This is a genomic window from Pseudomonas sp. 3B-A001-10F (assembly GCF_056313565.1).
This window is the reverse complement of sequence record NZ_JBQYFW010000002.1, coordinates 159,901-175,089: the sequence shown is the minus strand read 5'-3', so window position 1 is coordinate 175,089 and position 15,189 is coordinate 159,901. Positions and strand designations below refer to the sequence as shown.

Annotated in this window: 15 protein-coding genes; all 15 read left to right on the top strand. The window is 51.9% G+C overall.

The genetic code is table 11. The features are described from left to right. Nucleotides 1-14: 14 nt before the first annotated feature. The 15 genes from AC0ZWN_RS03155 (at nucleotide 15) to AC0ZWN_RS03085 (ending at nucleotide 15,014) form a co-directional block, all read left to right on the top strand. Entirely contained in the window at nucleotides 15-2,222 is a 2,208-nt protein-coding gene (locus AC0ZWN_RS03155) for a bifunctional prephenate dehydrogenase/3-phosphoshikimate 1-carboxyvinyltransferase (RefSeq protein ID WP_257358579.1), read from the top strand. Further along, a complete protein-coding gene (gene cmk / locus AC0ZWN_RS03150; protein WP_064391442.1) occupies nucleotides 2,219-2,908 on the top strand; it encodes a (d)CMP kinase in 690 nt (229 codons plus the stop codon). Before AC0ZWN_RS03155 ends, cmk begins: the two co-directional genes overlap by 4 nt. A 119-nt stretch (nucleotides 2,909-3,027) precedes the next feature. After that, nucleotides 3,028-4,710, top strand: coding sequence for a 30S ribosomal protein S1 (rpsA, locus tag AC0ZWN_RS03145; RefSeq protein ID WP_186620528.1), 1,683 nt, complete (start codon nucleotides 3,028-3,030; stop codon nucleotides 4,708-4,710). 204 nt (nucleotides 4,711-4,914) lie between these two features. Then, on the top strand, nucleotides 4,915-5,193 hold the full coding sequence (locus AC0ZWN_RS03140) for a hypothetical protein (protein WP_095048561.1): 279 nt from the start codon (nucleotides 4,915-4,917) through the stop codon (nucleotides 5,191-5,193). Between the two features lie 152 nt (nucleotides 5,194-5,345). Next, nucleotides 5,346-5,642 (top strand): integration host factor subunit beta, encoded by a 297-nt coding sequence (ihfB, locus tag AC0ZWN_RS03135; RefSeq protein WP_003189779.1) that lies wholly within the window; start codon nucleotides 5,346-5,348, stop codon nucleotides 5,640-5,642. A gap of 30 nt (nucleotides 5,643-5,672) precedes the next feature. After that, nucleotides 5,673-5,912: a lipopolysaccharide assembly protein LapA domain-containing protein gene (locus tag AC0ZWN_RS03130; RefSeq protein ID WP_476334026.1), complete on the top strand. Its 240-nt coding sequence runs from the start codon at nucleotides 5,673-5,675 to the stop codon at nucleotides 5,910-5,912. 222 nt (nucleotides 5,913-6,134) lie between these two features. Further along, nucleotides 6,135-7,211: a dTDP-glucose 4,6-dehydratase gene (rfbB, locus tag AC0ZWN_RS03125; RefSeq protein ID WP_476334025.1), complete on the top strand. Its 1,077-nt coding sequence runs from the start codon at nucleotides 6,135-6,137 to the stop codon at nucleotides 7,209-7,211. Further along, a complete protein-coding gene (gene rfbD, locus AC0ZWN_RS03120; protein WP_476334024.1) occupies nucleotides 7,208-8,104 on the top strand; it encodes a dTDP-4-dehydrorhamnose reductase in 897 nt (298 codons plus the stop codon). Before rfbB ends, rfbD begins: the two co-directional genes overlap by 4 nt. Further along, nucleotides 8,101-8,994 (top strand): glucose-1-phosphate thymidylyltransferase RfbA, encoded by an 894-nt coding sequence (gene rfbA / locus AC0ZWN_RS03115; protein WP_476334023.1) that lies wholly within the window; start codon nucleotides 8,101-8,103, stop codon nucleotides 8,992-8,994. The genes rfbD and rfbA overlap by 4 nt, the downstream gene beginning before the upstream one ends. A gap of 51 nt (nucleotides 8,995-9,045) precedes the next feature. Then, on the top strand, nucleotides 9,046-9,969 hold the full coding sequence (locus AC0ZWN_RS03110; RefSeq protein WP_476334022.1) for a glycosyltransferase: 924 nt from the start codon (nucleotides 9,046-9,048) through the stop codon (nucleotides 9,967-9,969). Next, complete coding sequence (locus tag AC0ZWN_RS03105; RefSeq protein ID WP_476334021.1) at nucleotides 9,966-10,928, top strand: UDP-glucose 4-epimerase family protein; 963 nt, start codon at nucleotides 9,966-9,968, stop codon at nucleotides 10,926-10,928. The genes AC0ZWN_RS03110 and AC0ZWN_RS03105 overlap by 4 nt, the downstream gene beginning before the upstream one ends. Then, entirely contained in the window at nucleotides 10,925-11,944 is a 1,020-nt protein-coding gene (locus tag AC0ZWN_RS03100; RefSeq protein ID WP_476334020.1) for an MraY family glycosyltransferase, read from the top strand. Before AC0ZWN_RS03105 ends, AC0ZWN_RS03100 begins: the two co-directional genes overlap by 4 nt. 394 nt (nucleotides 11,945-12,338) lie before the next feature. Beyond that, the gene (locus AC0ZWN_RS03095) at nucleotides 12,339-13,118 is read left to right on the top strand and encodes an ABC transporter permease (protein WP_476334018.1); all 780 of its coding nucleotides are present in this window, start codon (nucleotides 12,339-12,341) and stop codon (nucleotides 13,116-13,118) included. A gap of 5 nt (nucleotides 13,119-13,123) precedes the next feature. Then, nucleotides 13,124-13,867 (top strand): ABC transporter ATP-binding protein, encoded by a 744-nt coding sequence (locus AC0ZWN_RS03090; protein ID WP_476334017.1) that lies wholly within the window; start codon nucleotides 13,124-13,126, stop codon nucleotides 13,865-13,867. A gap of 4 nt (nucleotides 13,868-13,871) precedes the next feature. Beyond that, entirely contained in the window at nucleotides 13,872-15,014 is a 1,143-nt protein-coding gene (locus AC0ZWN_RS03085) for a DegT/DnrJ/EryC1/StrS family aminotransferase (protein ID WP_476334016.1), read from the top strand. The last annotated feature ends 175 nt before the right edge of the window (nucleotides 15,015-15,189 follow it).

Below are 15,189 nucleotides of genomic sequence, written 5' to 3'. Positions count from 1 at the left end.
AATCTGCTGCACCTATGATCGGGCGCCTTGTGGTGGTCGGTCTGGGGTTGATCGGTGGTTCGTTTGCCAAGGGCTTGCGTGAAAGTGGCATCTGCCGCGAAGTGGTCGGGGTCGATCTCGACCCGCAATCGCGCAAGCTGGCGGTCGAGTTGGGTGTGGTCGATCGTTGTGAAGATGATCTGGTGGTGGCCTGTCAGGGCGCTGACGTGATTCAGCTGGCGGTGCCGATTCTGGCCATGGAAAAAGTGCTCGCGCGTTTGGCGAGTATTGATCTGGGGGCGGCGATTCTGACCGATGTCGGTAGCGCCAAAGGCAATGTGGTGCGCGCGGCGACCGAGGCGTTTGGCGGTATGCCGGCGCGTTTCGTGCCGGGCCATCCGATTGCTGGCTCCGAGCAGAGCGGGGTGGAAGCCTCCAATGCCGAACTGTTCCGTCGCCACAAAGTGATCCTAACGCCGCTTGAGCAAACCGATCCGGCGGCGTTGGCTGTGGTCGATCGTCTGTGGCGCGAATTGGGCGCCGACGTCGAGCATATGCAGGTCGAGCGTCACGATGAAGTGCTGGCCGCGACCAGTCATCTGCCGCACCTGCTGGCCTTTGGTCTGGTCGACTCTTTGGCCAAGCGCAATGAAAATCTTGAGATCTTCCGTTACGCTGCGGGCGGTTTCCGCGATTTCACAAGAATCGCCGGAAGCGACCCGGTGATGTGGCACGACATCTTCCTCGCCAACCGCGAGGCTGTCCTGCGCACACTCGATACATTTCGCAGCGACCTCGACGCCTTGCGCGACGCGGTCGATGCAGGGGATGGGCACCAATTGTTGGGCGTTTTCACGCGCGCCCGGGTTGCCCGCGAGCATTTCAGTAAAATCCTGGCCCGCAGGGCCTATGTGGACGCTATGAATTCCAACGATCTGATCTTCCTGGCTCAACCTGGTGGCCGCCTGTCCGGTCGGATTCGCGTACCGGGTGACAAATCGATTTCCCACCGCTCGATCATGCTCGGCTCGCTGGCCGAAGGTGTCACCGAAGTCGAAGGTTTCCTTGAGGGCGAAGACGCCCTGGCGACCTTGCAGGCATTCCGCGACATGGGCGTGGTCATCGAAGGCCCGCACCACGGCCGCGTGACCATCCACGGTGTCGGCCTGCACGGCCTGAAACCGGCGCCGGGCCCGATCTATCTGGGCAACTCCGGTACATCGATGCGTCTGCTGTCCGGCCTGTTGGCTGCACAGAGCTTCGACAGCGTTTTGACTGGCGATGCCTCGCTGTCCAAGCGTCCGATGAACCGCGTGGCCAATCCGCTGCGCGAAATGGGCGCGGTCATCGAAACTGCTGCCGAAGGTCGTCCACCAATGACCATTCGTGGCGGGCATAAACTCAAAGGCCTGACTTACACCATGCCGATGGCTAGCGCACAGGTGAAATCCTGCCTGCTGCTCGCCGGTCTGTACGCTGAGGGCAAGACCACCGTGACCGAGCCGGCTCCGACTCGCGACCATACCGAGCGTATGCTGCGTGGTTTCGGTTATTCGGTAAGCGTTGATGGCGCCACGGCATCGGTTGAGTCCGGTGGCAAACTGACTGCGACCCATATTGAAGTGCCGGGCGACATCTCGTCGTCGGCGTTCTTCCTGGTCGCAGCATCGATCGCTGAAGGTTCGGAGCTGGTGCTTGAGCACGTCGGCATCAACCCGACCCGTACCGGCGTGATCGACATCCTGCGCCTGATGGGTGCGGACATCACTCTGGAAAACCAGCGTGAAGTCGGCGGCGAGCCTGTGGCTGACCTGCGCGTACGGGCAGCTAAACTCAAAGGTATCGAGATTCCCGAAGAGCTGGTCCCGCTGGCCATCGACGAATTCCCGGTGCTGTTCGTGGCGGCTGCCTGTGCCGAAGGACGCACTGTGCTGACCGGCGCTGAAGAGCTGCGGGTCAAGGAGTCGGATCGCATCCAGGTGATGGCGGACGGTCTGTTGGCGCTGGGCGTGAAATGCCAGCCAACCCCGGACGGTATCATTATCGACGGCGGCCAGATTGGCGGCGGCGAAGTGCATGGTCACGGCGATCACCGTATCGCGATGGCTTTCAGTGTGGCCTCCCTGCGCGCCACCGCACCGATCCGCATCCATGATTGCGCTAACGTCGCGACGTCGTTCCCCAACTTCCTCGCGCTGTGCGGGCAGGTCGGCATTCGTGTGGCACAAGAGGCTCAGTCGTGAAAAACATTGCACCGGTCATCACCATTGATGGGCCAAGCGGCTCGGGCAAAGGCACCGTAGCCGGAATTCTGGCCAAACGTCTGGGCTGGAACCTGCTGGATTCCGGTGCGTTGTACCGCTTGCTGGCATTTGCTGCGCATAACCATGGTGTCGACCTGACCAATGAAGAGCTGCTGAAGAAGCTTGCCGCTCATCTGGATGTTCAGTTCATTGCGGCGACCGAAGGTCAGTTGCAACGGATCATTCTGGAAGGTGACGAAGTCAGCGATGTGATCCGCACCGAAAGCGTCGGCTCCGGCGCTTCGCAAGTGGCAGCATTGCCGGCCGTACGCGAGGCGCTGCTGCAGCGCCAGCGTGCTTTTCAGGAAGCGCCGGGTCTGGTGGCCGATGGTCGCGACATGGGCACAGTGGTTTTTCCGGATGCGCCGCTGAAGATTTTCCTGACCGCCAGTGCCGAGGAGAGGGCGCGCCGTCGATATTTGCAGTTGAAGGGCAAAGTCGAGGGTGTTAGTCTGTCGAGTCTGCTAGATGAGATCCGTGCACGCGACGAGCGTGACACCCAGCGAGCGGTAGCCCCGCTTAAGCCGGCGGCTGACGCCATACAGCTGGATTCCACGGAGTTGTCCATCGATCAGGTGCTTGAACGCATCATGAGCGAGATCGCCATTCGCGATATCGCCGGGTGACCAAGAAGGCCGCAGGGGACCAGTCATAGTCCTGCGACGCTTCTTCTATATGAAACTAACCCACACCGTCTGGGGTGTGGAGATGGGCGTATCCTTCGCCCTCATTTACAGGAATTAAAATGAGCGAAAGCTTTGCGGAACTCTTTGAAGAAAGCCTAAAAACCCTGAACCTTCAGGCAGGCTCCATCATCACCGGTGTTATCGTTGATATCGATTACCAAGCTCGCTGGGTAACCGTTCACGCTGGCCTGAAGTCTGAAGCACTCATCCCGCTTGAGCAGTTCTACAACGACGCTGGCGATCTGACTATCAATGTCGGTGACGAAGTTCACGTTGCGCTGGACTCGGTTGAAGACGGTTTCGGTGAAACCAAGCTGTCCCGTGAAAAAGCCAAGCGCGCTGAATGCTGGATCGTTCTGGAAGCAGCCTTCGCAGCCGAGGAAGTGGTCAAGGGCGTTATCAACGGTAAGGTTAAAGGCGGCTTCACTGTCGACGTTAACGGCATCCGTGCGTTCCTGCCAGGTTCCCTGGTTGACGTCCGTCCAGTGCGCGACACCACGCACCTGGAAGGCAAAGAGCTGGAATTCAAGGTCATCAAGCTGGACCAGAAGCGCAACAACGTTGTCGTTTCCCGTCGCAGCGTCCTGGAAGCCGAGAACTCCGCCGAGCGTGAAGCTCTGCTGGAATCCCTGCAGGAAGGCCAACAAGTCAAAGGTATCGTCAAAAACCTCACCGATTACGGCGCATTCGTCGATCTGGGTGGCGTGGACGGCCTGCTGCACATCACCGACATGGCTTGGAAGCGCATCAAGCATCCTTCCGAGATCGTCAATGTTGGTGACGAAATCGACGTTAAGGTTCTGAAATACGATCGCGAACGCAACCGTGTTTCCCTGGGCCTGAAGCAACTGGGCGAAGATCCATGGGTTGCTATCAAAGCCCGTTACCCAGAAAGCACTCGCGTTACCGCTCGTGTAACCAACCTGACCGACTACGGCTGCTTCGCTGAGCTGGAAGAAGGCGTTGAAGGTCTGGTACACGTTTCGGAAATGGACTGGACCAACAAGAACATCCACCCTTCGAAAGTCGTACAAGTCGGCGACGAAGTGGAAGTTATGGTTCTGGACATCGACGAAGAGCGTCGTCGTATCTCCCTGGGCATCAAGCAGTGCAAATCTAACCCATGGGAAGATTTCTCTGGCCAGTTCAACAAGGGCGATAAAATCTCCGGCACCATCAAGTCGATCACCGATTTCGGTATCTTCATTGGTCTGGACGGCGGCATCGACGGTCTGGTTCACCTGTCCGACATCTCCTGGAACGAAGTTGGCGAAGAAGCTGTTCGTCGTTTCAAGAAGGGCGACGAGCTGGACACCGTTATCCTGTCGGTTGACCCAGAGCGCGAGCGTATCTCCCTGGGTATCAAGCAACTGGAAAGCGATCCGTTCTCCGAGTACGTTCAAGAGAACGACAAAGGCGCAATCGTTAAAGGCACTGTGAAAGAAGTTGACGCCAAAGGCGCCATCATCGTTCTGGCCGACGATATCGAAGCGACTCTGAAAGCCTCCGAAATCAGCCGTGACCGCGTTGAAGACGCGCGCAACGTTCTGAAAGAAGGCCAAGAAGTAGAAGCCAAGATCATCAGCGTTGACCGCAAGAGCCGCGTGATCCAGCTCTCCATCAAGTCGAAAGACGATGCTGAAGAGAAAGAAGCTATCCAAAGCCTGAAGGCTGAAGAAGCTCCTGTTGGCGACACCACCATGGCGCAGCTGCTGCGCAATGCAATGGCCAAACAGAACTAAGTTCTGCTTGATCATGAAAAAGGGCGACTTCGGTCGCCCTTTTTTGTGCCTGCGATTTGGTACTTCCAGGTTTTCGCCAGTGTTTCGGTGAAACCAATTCCACTTCGGGCTGGTCTGTTTCTTTAATCGGATCAATCGCCTATTCACGACTAAGCTTGATCTTAAGCGTGTAGCGGTCGGGCATTGCCTGGCATAAGGAAGTGGATGAACAAGTTTATTGTCCTCATGGCTGTGCTGGCTCTGGCTGGCTGTACGACCAGTGCCAAGACCCATGCCGTGCGTGGTGTCAGTGGTATAGAGGTGGACTGCTCTGGGTTGGGCTCTGGCTGGGAGAAATGTCAGAAGCGTGCGGCTAAGGAGTGCAAGGGGGCGGGGTACAAGGTGATCACCCGATCGGATGATGCCAAGGATGAAGATGAGTTTCCTTTCGGCTTCAATCCGGCGGGCTACGTGACGCGCACCATGTTGGTGATCTGTCGATAAGCATGCATTGCTCAGTTTGTTGCTTTGATGCCCTGAAAATGGGCGTTTCGACGCCAAGGAAGATATGTCAATCCCTGGGCTGTTCAAAATCTTCCGGGCGTGCTAAAACCTTTCAAGCGCTGATCTAGCTGCTTGAAAAAGAAGGGAAAAATATGACGAAGTCGGAGTTGATCGAACGAATTGTCACCCATCAAGGGCTACTCTCATCCAAGGATGTGGAGCTGGCCATCAAGACCATGCTTGAACAAATGTCCCAGTGTCTGGCCACCGGGGATCGTATCGAGATCCGTGGGTTTGGCAGCTTCTCTCTGCACTACCGTGCGCCGCGCGTTGGTCGTAATCCCAAGACCGGTCAGTCGGTCAGTCTGGACGGTAAGTTCGTACCGCATTTCAAGCCGGGTAAGGAGCTGCGTGATCGGGTGAATGAGGAAGAGGAGGAGGGGGTTTGATCTTCGCTATTCAAATTCGAGGGGGCGCGAATGCGTAACCTGAAACGCATACTGCTTGGCGTATTTCTTCTGCTGATGGTTCTGATTGTTCTGGCGTTTGTGCTCGAGAACCAGCAATCGGTATCGCTATTGTTTCTGGGTTTGTCTGGTCCGCAGTTGCCGGTTTCACTTGTTGTGGTTTTGGCGTTGCTCGTCGGCATGCTGATTGGGCCGGTGCTTGGCTGGTTTCTGGGGCGTTCATCTCGAGCGGCACGCAAGCGCCTCATTTGAACGCGACAAGTGCGGGCATCTGTCGAATTGCGTCTCTGGCCGTTTATATCCATTAGTAAAACGTTCGTTAAGCTGTAAAATGCACCCCTTGTTCGACAATGCATGCTGCATGTCGATTTAGACTGACTCTGACGGAACCCATCATGTCTGATGGCTTCTGCATTCATGGATTAGACAGCGCTCTTTGATGGCACTGTCCGCAGCTCAAGGGTATGGTTTAGCGTGAAAATTCTAGTTACCGGCGGCGCCGGGTTTATTGGCTCGGCAGTCATCCGTCACATCATTTCCAATACAACCGACTCTGTTGTTAACGTCGATAAGCTGACTTACGCCGGTAACTTGGAGTCCCTGGCCGAAGTGAGCCAGAATTCGCGTTATGAGTTTGAGCGCGTTGACATCTGTGATCGTGATCAAGTCGACCGTGTTCTGCGTGGGCATCAACCGGATGCGATCATGCACCTTGCCGCTGAATCTCACGTCGATCGTTCTATTTCTGGTCCTTCAGAGTTCATCCAGACCAACATTATCGGCACGTACACCTTGCTGGAAGCTGCGCGCCACTACTGGTCGACGCTGGATGATGTACGCAAAGCCGGCTTCCGCTTTCACCACATTTCGACTGATGAGGTTTACGGCGACCTGGAAGGGCCGGAAGATCTCTTCACAGAAACCACTCCGTATCAACCAAGTTCGCCTTATTCAGCCAGCAAAGCCAGTTCCGATCACTTGGTTCGTGCCTGGGCTCGCACCTATGGCTTGCCTACCCTGGTAACCAACTGTTCTAACAACTACGGCCCATGCCATTTTCCTGAGAAGCTCATTCCTCTGATCATTCTCAATGCGCTGGAGGGCAAGGCGCTGCCAGTTTACGGCAAAGGTAATCAGGTACGTGACTGGCTCTATGTAGAGGACCACGCCCGTGCGTTGTACAAAGTCGTCACTGAAGGTGTGATCGGCGAAACCTACAACATCGGTGGTCATAATGAAAAACAAAACATCGAAGTCGTGAACACTCTCTGCGCGCTGCTTGATGAATTGCGTCCGGATTCCGTACACCGTCCACACGCCAGTCTGATTACATACGTTCAGGATCGTCCTGGTCATGATCAGCGCTATGCAATCGACGCAAGCAAGATTCAGCGCGAACTCGATTGGACCCCGAAGGAAACCTTTGAGACCGGTATCCGCAAGACGGTCGAGTGGTACTTGAATAATACTGAGTGGGTTGAGCACGTGAAGAGCGGCAGCTACCAGCAGTGGATTAATCAGAATTACAGCGATCGCTCGAAGAAAACATGAAAGTTCTTTTGCTGGGAAAAAACGGTCAGGTGGGTTGGGAGCTCCAGCGCTCCCTGGCGTTGCTGGGTGAGCTGATTGCTCTTGGTCGAGGTGTTTCAGAAGAAGGTCTCAGCGGGGACTTGACGGATCTTGACGCACTTCGCGCAACTATTCGTCATGTCAAGCCTGATGTGATTGTGAATGCGGCTGCGTACAATGGCGTAGATAAAGCTGAATCCGACGGCGATCTGGCTTTCCTGGTAAATGCTCGGGCGAGCAAGGCGATGGCTGAAGAGGCGAAATCGTTGAATGCCCTCTTGGTCCACTACTCTACAGATTACGTGTTCAGTGGAGAGGGTGTAAGCCCGTGGCGAGAGGGCGACATTGCCGTACCCGTCAATCAGTATGGGCTCAGCAAGCTTGAGGGTGAGCGAGCTATTGTTGCGTCTGGTTGCCGACATCTGATTTTTCGGACAAGTTGGGTCTATTCGACTTGGGGAAACAACTTCGCAAAAACCATGCTACGGCTTGCCCGGGAACGAGAGAGTCTCAGTGTGATTTTTGATCAAGTTGGGGCTCCTACGGGAAGCGACTTGATTGCGGATGTCACCGCGCATGCCATTCTGCAGGTGCAAAAGTCCCCGCAATTTTGTGGTATTTACCATTTGGTTCCGGCTGGTGAAGTTTCATGGCACGGCTATGCTTCTCATGTCATTGAGTTTGCGCGTACCCGTGGTGAATCTTTCACGGTGAAAACTGTGGAGCCTATTGAGTCGTCTGCTTACCCGACACCAGCTCGACGACCTTTGAACTCGCGTTTGAGTACCGATAAACTGCGAAATAATTTTTCCCTGCACTTGCCGGATTGGCAGAGTGGTGTAAACAGGATGCTTATGGAAGTCTTCAACAAATGATAAATATCAAACGTAAGGGAATTATCCTGGCTGGCGGTTCGGGAACTCGTTTGCACCCACTCACCCTGGGCCTGTCAAAGCAAATGTTGCCGATCTACGACAAACCGATGATTTTCTATCCGCTCTCCGTGCTGATGCTCGCAGGAATGCGTGAGATCCTTATCATTTCTACGCCTGATGATCTTCCAAGTTTCCGTAAGTTGTTGGGGGATGGAAGCCGCTACGGCATTGAGCTCACCTACGCTGTACAGCCTAGTCCGGATGGTCTGGCGCAGGCATTCATCATTGGTGAGGAATTCATTGGTAACGATCCGTGCTGTCTGATTCTGGGTGACAACATCTTCTATGGTCAGCACTTTTCGGACAATTTGCGTTCGGCTTGCAATCAGGAGCATGGCGCGACCGTTTTTGGTTATCACGTATCCGACCCTGAGCGCTTTGGTGTGGTTGAGTTTGATGCGTCCGGTCGTGCGTTGAGTATTGAAGAGAAGCCTCTCAAGCCTAAGTCCAGCTACGCTGTTACCGGTTTATACTTCTACGACAATCAGGTTGTTGATATTGCCAAAAGCATCAAGCCTTCGGAGCGTGGTGAGTTGGAAATTACCGACGTAAACCGGGTTTATCTCGAGCAGAAGACTCTTAATGTAGAGATGCTCGGTCGAGGCTTTGCGTGGCTGGATACTGGAACTCACGATTCTCTCCTTGAGGCGAGCCATTTCGTTCATACCATTGAGCACCGGCAGGGGCTAAAAGTGGCGTGTCTCGAAGAGATCGCTTACACCAATGGCTGGATTACTGACGAGCAGTTGGCAGTCCAGGCTGAGGCGCTGAAGAAAACTGGCTACGGTCAGTACCTAAAAAAACTGTTGGACTCGGGCGGCTCTCTCTAACTTTGAGAAGATGACTTTCAGTTCAGCGTTTAAAGTGCAAGCGGGAATGGCATGCCAGTAAAACATCCAAGGGTTGCGGTTTTACTGGCTGCCTACAATGGAATGCAATGGATCGAGGAACAAGTGGACTCGATTCTCAATCAGTCTGCGGTTGATGTGACGCTATACATTAGCATCGACCCTTCGAGTGACGGTTCCGCAGACTGGTGTAAGTCTAGTGCTGCCAGGAATCAAAGAGTCATCATACTTCCCGACGTTGGACGTTTCGGCGGTGCTTCTCGGAACTTTTTCCGGCTGCTACGCGATGTCAATATTGATGCTTACGATTTCGTTGCCTTTGCAGACCAAGATGATATCTGGAACAAGGACAAGTTGCATCGCGCGACACAGGTTCTCCAGTCGCGCGGTTTTGACGCGTACTCCAGCAATGTGATGGCCTTTTGGCCAGACGGCAAGACAGTGCTTCTGGATAAAGCTCAGCCTCAAGTAAAGTGGGACTTCCTGTTTGAAGCAGCTGGCCCGGGCTGTACTTATGTGATAACCATTCATTTGGCTGCCTCGTTGAGGACATCAATCGTCGTCAACTGGGATCGGCTACAAGATGTAAGTCTGCATGACTGGTATTTTTATGCGTTTGCACGCAGTCGTGGTTACTTGTGGTACATCGATGCGAAACCGTCTATGCAATATCGTCAGCACGAATATAACCAGGTCGGCGCCAACACTGGGTTGAAGGCGCTGTTTGCCCGGTATAAATCAATTCGTGACGGTTGGTGGTTCAATCAGGTACTGCTCATCGCGAAACTCGTCGATCATCAAGTCGAATGGCTGCGATCTCCCGACTCGAGTTTGCGCCGTGGGCAGTTAATAAAGTTGTCCTTCCGGGCTTGGCAGTGCCGGCGGCGTGTTCGTGACAAGTTATTTTTCTTTGTCGTCTGTTGGGTCGCTGCGATGACAGGAGTCAAGACTGGATGACGTCCCCCAAAATTCTGGTTACAGGGAGCAGCGGCTTCGTTGGCGAGGCGCTGATTTTTCGTATTTTGATGGATAAGCGCTTCACACCTATTGCGGCAACTCGCAAGGCTACGAAGCTGCTGGGGTTATGTCACGTAGTGCCGTTTGATTTGCGTGCGCCACGAAGCATTCCCGCACTGGCGGATATTAGCGTTATTATCCATTGCGCAGCGCGTGTGCATGTAATGAATGAAACGGCCGTCGATGCGTTGAGCGAGTTCCGCAAGATCAATGTGGATGGTACTTTGAGGCTGGCAGCCCAAGCGGCCGAATGCGGGGTCAAGCGATTCATCTTTATCAGCTCGGTTAAAGTAAACGGTGAGAGCACCGCGCCGGGTCAACCATTTGCGGCAAGTGACACTCCAGCCCCAGTTGACCCTTATGGCGTTTCTAAGTGTGAAGCTGAAGAAGGACTCCGGCGTATTTCCAGCAAGAGTGGTATGGAAGTTGTAATTATCCGTCCTCCGCTTGTTTATGGACCAGGTGTCAAAGCCAACTTTGAAAGTATGTTGCGCTGGCTGAGTAAGGGCGTTCCTATGCCGTTGGGTGCCATTCATAATAAGCGAAGCCTAGTGGCAGTCGACAATCTTGTGGACCTCCTTATAACGTGCATTGACCACCCGGCGGCAGCAAATCAAACCTTTATGGTCAGCGATGGCGAGGATTTATCCACAACTCAAATGCTACGTCGGCTATCCAGTGCTTTAGGCAAGAAGAATCTATTGTTGCCGCTGCCGAGAGGGCTCTTGATTCTGGTCGGGCGCTTGATGGGGAAGAAAGCACTTGCTCAGCGTCTTTGTGAGTCACTTCAAGTAGACATGAGCGACACGTGCGATCGGCTGGACTGGCATCCTCCTGTAACCGTGAACAAAGCCATGCGTGCGACCGCCGTGCACTTTCAGGAATATAAATCAAAATGATTTTTGGATGGTTGCTGTTTGGAGTTTATGCGGCAAGCTGGTTTTTGACACTTGTTTTGCGCCGATATGCTTTACGCAAAAGCCTGATGGACATTCCTAATGAGCGAAGTTCTCACACAACTCCCACAGCTCGCGGAGGTGGAGTAGCCATTGTCGTGTCGTTTGCTCTGGCGTTGCCTTTGTTGGTAAGCATGGGTTTGTTAAGGGCGTCCGATTTATATGGCTTACTTGGTTCCGGTTTGATTGTCGCCATGATTGGTTTCGCAGATGATCATGGCCACATCGCGGCCGGATGGCGTCTGCTTAGCCACTTCGTGGCATCTTTTTGGGCGCTGTTCTGGTTGGGTGGTTTGCCGCCGATAGCGATACTCGACACCACGCTTGATATCGCTTGGATTGGTTGCATCTTTGGTGCTGTATATTTGGTGTGGATGCTAAATCTCTACAATTTTATGGATGGGATTGACGGTTTAGCCAGTGCTGAAGCAGTAAGTGCGTGCTTGGGTATTTGCGTGGTTTATTGGTTTAGTGGCGACAGTGAACTGATATTTGCTCCGCTGCTTCTAGCTGCGGCTGTTTCAGGCTTCCTCTGCTGGAATTTCCCGCCAGCGCGGATTTTTATGGGCGATGCGGGTAGCGGGTTCCTCGGTTTTGTGTTGGCATTTATGTCGCTTGCGGCTGCTTGGATTAATCCAGTTTTGATTTGGTGTTGGCTGATTTTACTGGGGGTTTTCGTCGTGGATGCGACCTGGACCTTAGGTAGAAGAGTCCTGCGTGGTGAAAAAGTCTATCAAGCTCATCGTAGTCACGCGTACCAGCATGCCTCCAGGATCTATGCCAGCCATAAAGTCGTCACCCTAGGCACTATTGCTTTGAACGTGTTTTGGCTCTTACCTGTAGCGTTGGCAGTGGCGACCGGGCATTTAGCCGGGATTACGGGATTGGCTATAGCCTATGTACCATTGATAATGCTGTGCTTGTACTTCAAGGGTGGATCCACGTGTATTGGAGACTGATCGCAGCATCTCTGGTTAGCGTGGGTTTTGATGGCTTTAGATAGCGATTGGTGTGCTGGCTCTAAAGCTCCGTTGAAGGGTACGCAGTATGGGTATCAGGTTTCATTGGATCGCTCCATGCTGGTATGCTCTCAACACGCTGGTTTTTGCTGAGCTTCTAAGGTAGTGGCGTTTCGCCATTGATTTTCGAGGTTCGACTGGGAGCTGCAGCAGCCGATTCTTCAACGTCTACAGGGTGGGAGTAACGAAGCGTGGTTTGTTTAAACGAAAATTACTAGCCGGTCTGAATGGCAGATATTTCTGTCAAAGGAAAAAAATGGTTTGTCGCCCGTAGCAAGATGGCCGACTGCTTTTAAAAAGCGAATGTTTTGACCTTTGGTCTCGGATAAGTATCGTGTTCATTACTTTTTTTAAAGAGCTTTATCAATTTCGCTTGGTGCTGAAACAGTTGATCTGGCAGCAGCTAACGATGCGTTATAGAAGGACAGCGTTGGGTTTCTTTTGGACGCTATTGAATCCGTTGTTGACAATGGTAGTGACGGCAGTCGTTTTCTCAATGATCATGAGATGGCCGCTAAAGACTTTTGCTATATTTTTGTTCTCTGGACTGGTTCCATATACTCTATTTTCTAACTGTTTGTCGCAAGGCATGCAGGCACTTCTGAATAATGAGTCTTTGATCAAGAAGATTCATATACCCAAACAGATATTCGTTGTTTCGGTGTCGGTAAGTTTGTTGGTGGATGCTGTATTCAGTACGATATGTCTTTTCATAATCGCACTGGCGATTGGCGCGCCCTTCACCGCTTCATTGTTTGTATTGCCAATAAACTTTTTGCTGTTATTTGGGTTTGCTGTTGGGCTGGCGCTGATGTTGAGTATTGCGACCGTCTCTTTTCGTGATCTGCCCAACATAGTGTCGGTTTTGCTTCAGGCTCTTTATTATCTCACGCCTATTATCTATCCGATGTCCTTCGTTCCGGATACGTATAAATTCTGGCTGGGACTCAACCCGCTAACATTGTTTGTCGAGATTTTCAGGTTGCCGCTTTATGAAGGCGGTATGGCTTCGCTTGAAGTTTATGGCAAAGTTGCTTTAATGGCAGTAATTAGCATGATTTTGGGTATTTTTGTATTCAAAAAACATGACCGATACGTCGTCTTCAAATTGTGATCAATATGAACTCAAGTATTTCGATAAAAGATCTTAATCTTAACTTTCGCTTGTATCACGACAAGGGGCAGTCGCTTAAAGAGTTCTTTGCTGGCATGCTACGTCGGCGAGGCAAGTCAAAATATACCGAGTTTTGTGCGCTGAAGAATATCAATCTTGAAATAGCGCATGGCGATAGAATAGGTATTGTTGGGCATAATGGCGCGGGAAAAAGTACGCTTCTAAAAACGATTTGTGGTATTTACTGTGCGACTGAAGGCATCGTTGAAGTAAATGGGCGCATTGCACCGCTGCTGGAAATTGGTGCTGGTTTCAATATTGAATTGAGTGGTCGGGAAAATATCTATTTAAATGGTGCGATTCTTGGTTATAGCAAAGCTATGCTCAAGAGTATCGAACCAGAAATTATCGAATTTACCGGCCTGGCTGAGTTCATCGATACGCCTGTCAAATACTATTCGACCGGTATGTACATGCGTCTTGCTTTTGCGATTGCTACAGCCGTTCATCCGGATATCCTAATACTGGATGAGTTGTTTGCTGGTGGCGATGCGGAATTTATCGACAAGGCGCTGGCGCGCATGCATGAATTTATCGATAAGTCGAGTATAATGGTTTTTGTATCGCACCAGCCAGATCTGCTGCGAAGGCTCTGTAACAGGGTAATTTGGATCGATCACGGCAGCATCGTAGCTGATGGTGAGCCGGACGTGGTTATAAACAACTATTTGACAAATCGTTTGGGGTGATATTGTGGCCGTTCAATTATTTGTTCCGAATTTCCGAGTTGATGAATGTTTGGAAGGGATTCGTGAGTGCCTTGAGAAAGGCTGGACTGGGCTTGGGTTTAAGACAATCGAAATTGAAGAGTCCTGGAAGAAATATACAGGTCTGCCACATGCTCACTTTTTGAGTTCGAATACTGTCGGCTTGCACTTGGCCTTTCATCAAATGAAGCTCAAGTACGGCTGGGATGAAGACACTGAAGTCATCACTACCCCACTGACTTTTATTTCAACTAACCATGCAATCGTGCAGGCAGGGTTGAAGCCGGTTTTTGCGGATGTTGATGAGTCTCTCTGCCTGGATCCGGTCGATGTAGAGAAAAAAATCACAGAAAAAACCAAAGCGCTTATCTTTGTTGGTTTGGGCGGTAACGTTGGTCAGTACGACAAAGTTCTGAAGCTGTGTAAAGAACGAGGAATCAAGGTTGTCCTTGATGCCGCGCATATGTCAGGTACTCGCGTTAATGGTCAGCACGTTGGTCACGATGCCGATGTTACTGTTTTTAGTTTTCAGGCTGTAAAAAACCTCGCTACCGCGGACTCCGGGATGATCTGCTTCGCTGATGCGGAAGATGACGCTCGTGCTCGTAAGTTGACTTGGCTGGGCATCAATAAAGATACATTTGCACGTACCGCCAGCCAGGGCGCATACAAGTGGATGTATGATGTCGAAGAGTTGGGCTTTAAATATCATGGCAACTCTATCATGGCAGCGATGGGGCTTGTTTCTCTGAAGTATTTGGATCGTGATAATGCTTATCGCCGTCAGTTGGCTGATTGGTACGAGGAAGCTATCTCGGGTGATAAGTTGATTCGTACCATCCCGATTGCACCGGGTTGTGAGTCGTCGCGCCATCTATTCCAGGTTCGCGTTGATAAGCGCGATGAAGTTTTAATGGCTTTGAATGAGTGCGAAATCTATCCGGGCGTTCACTATCGTGATAATACCGAATACAAGCTTTACGGATTTGGAGCAGGTACCTGCCCCGTAGCGCACCAGATTAGTAAGGAAGTAATCTCTTTGCCTATGCACATGGGTATTACTAAAAATGACGTAGAGTTTATCGTTGAGAAGCTCAAGGGTATCGTAAAAATAGGGTCGGATAAGTAATCCCTGATCTCCTTCGCTCATGGCTTTGCCATGGGTGAAGGGCTTTTGACGTGTATATGATTTTATTTTGTTTTGGTTGTTCAAGAACTTCTCCTGTGCATGGTTTGAATTAGAAGTTGTTGTTTTTTTAGTTTTTTGGCTTTTGAATTGTCGGGAGTGACACAGGGAAAGTGCT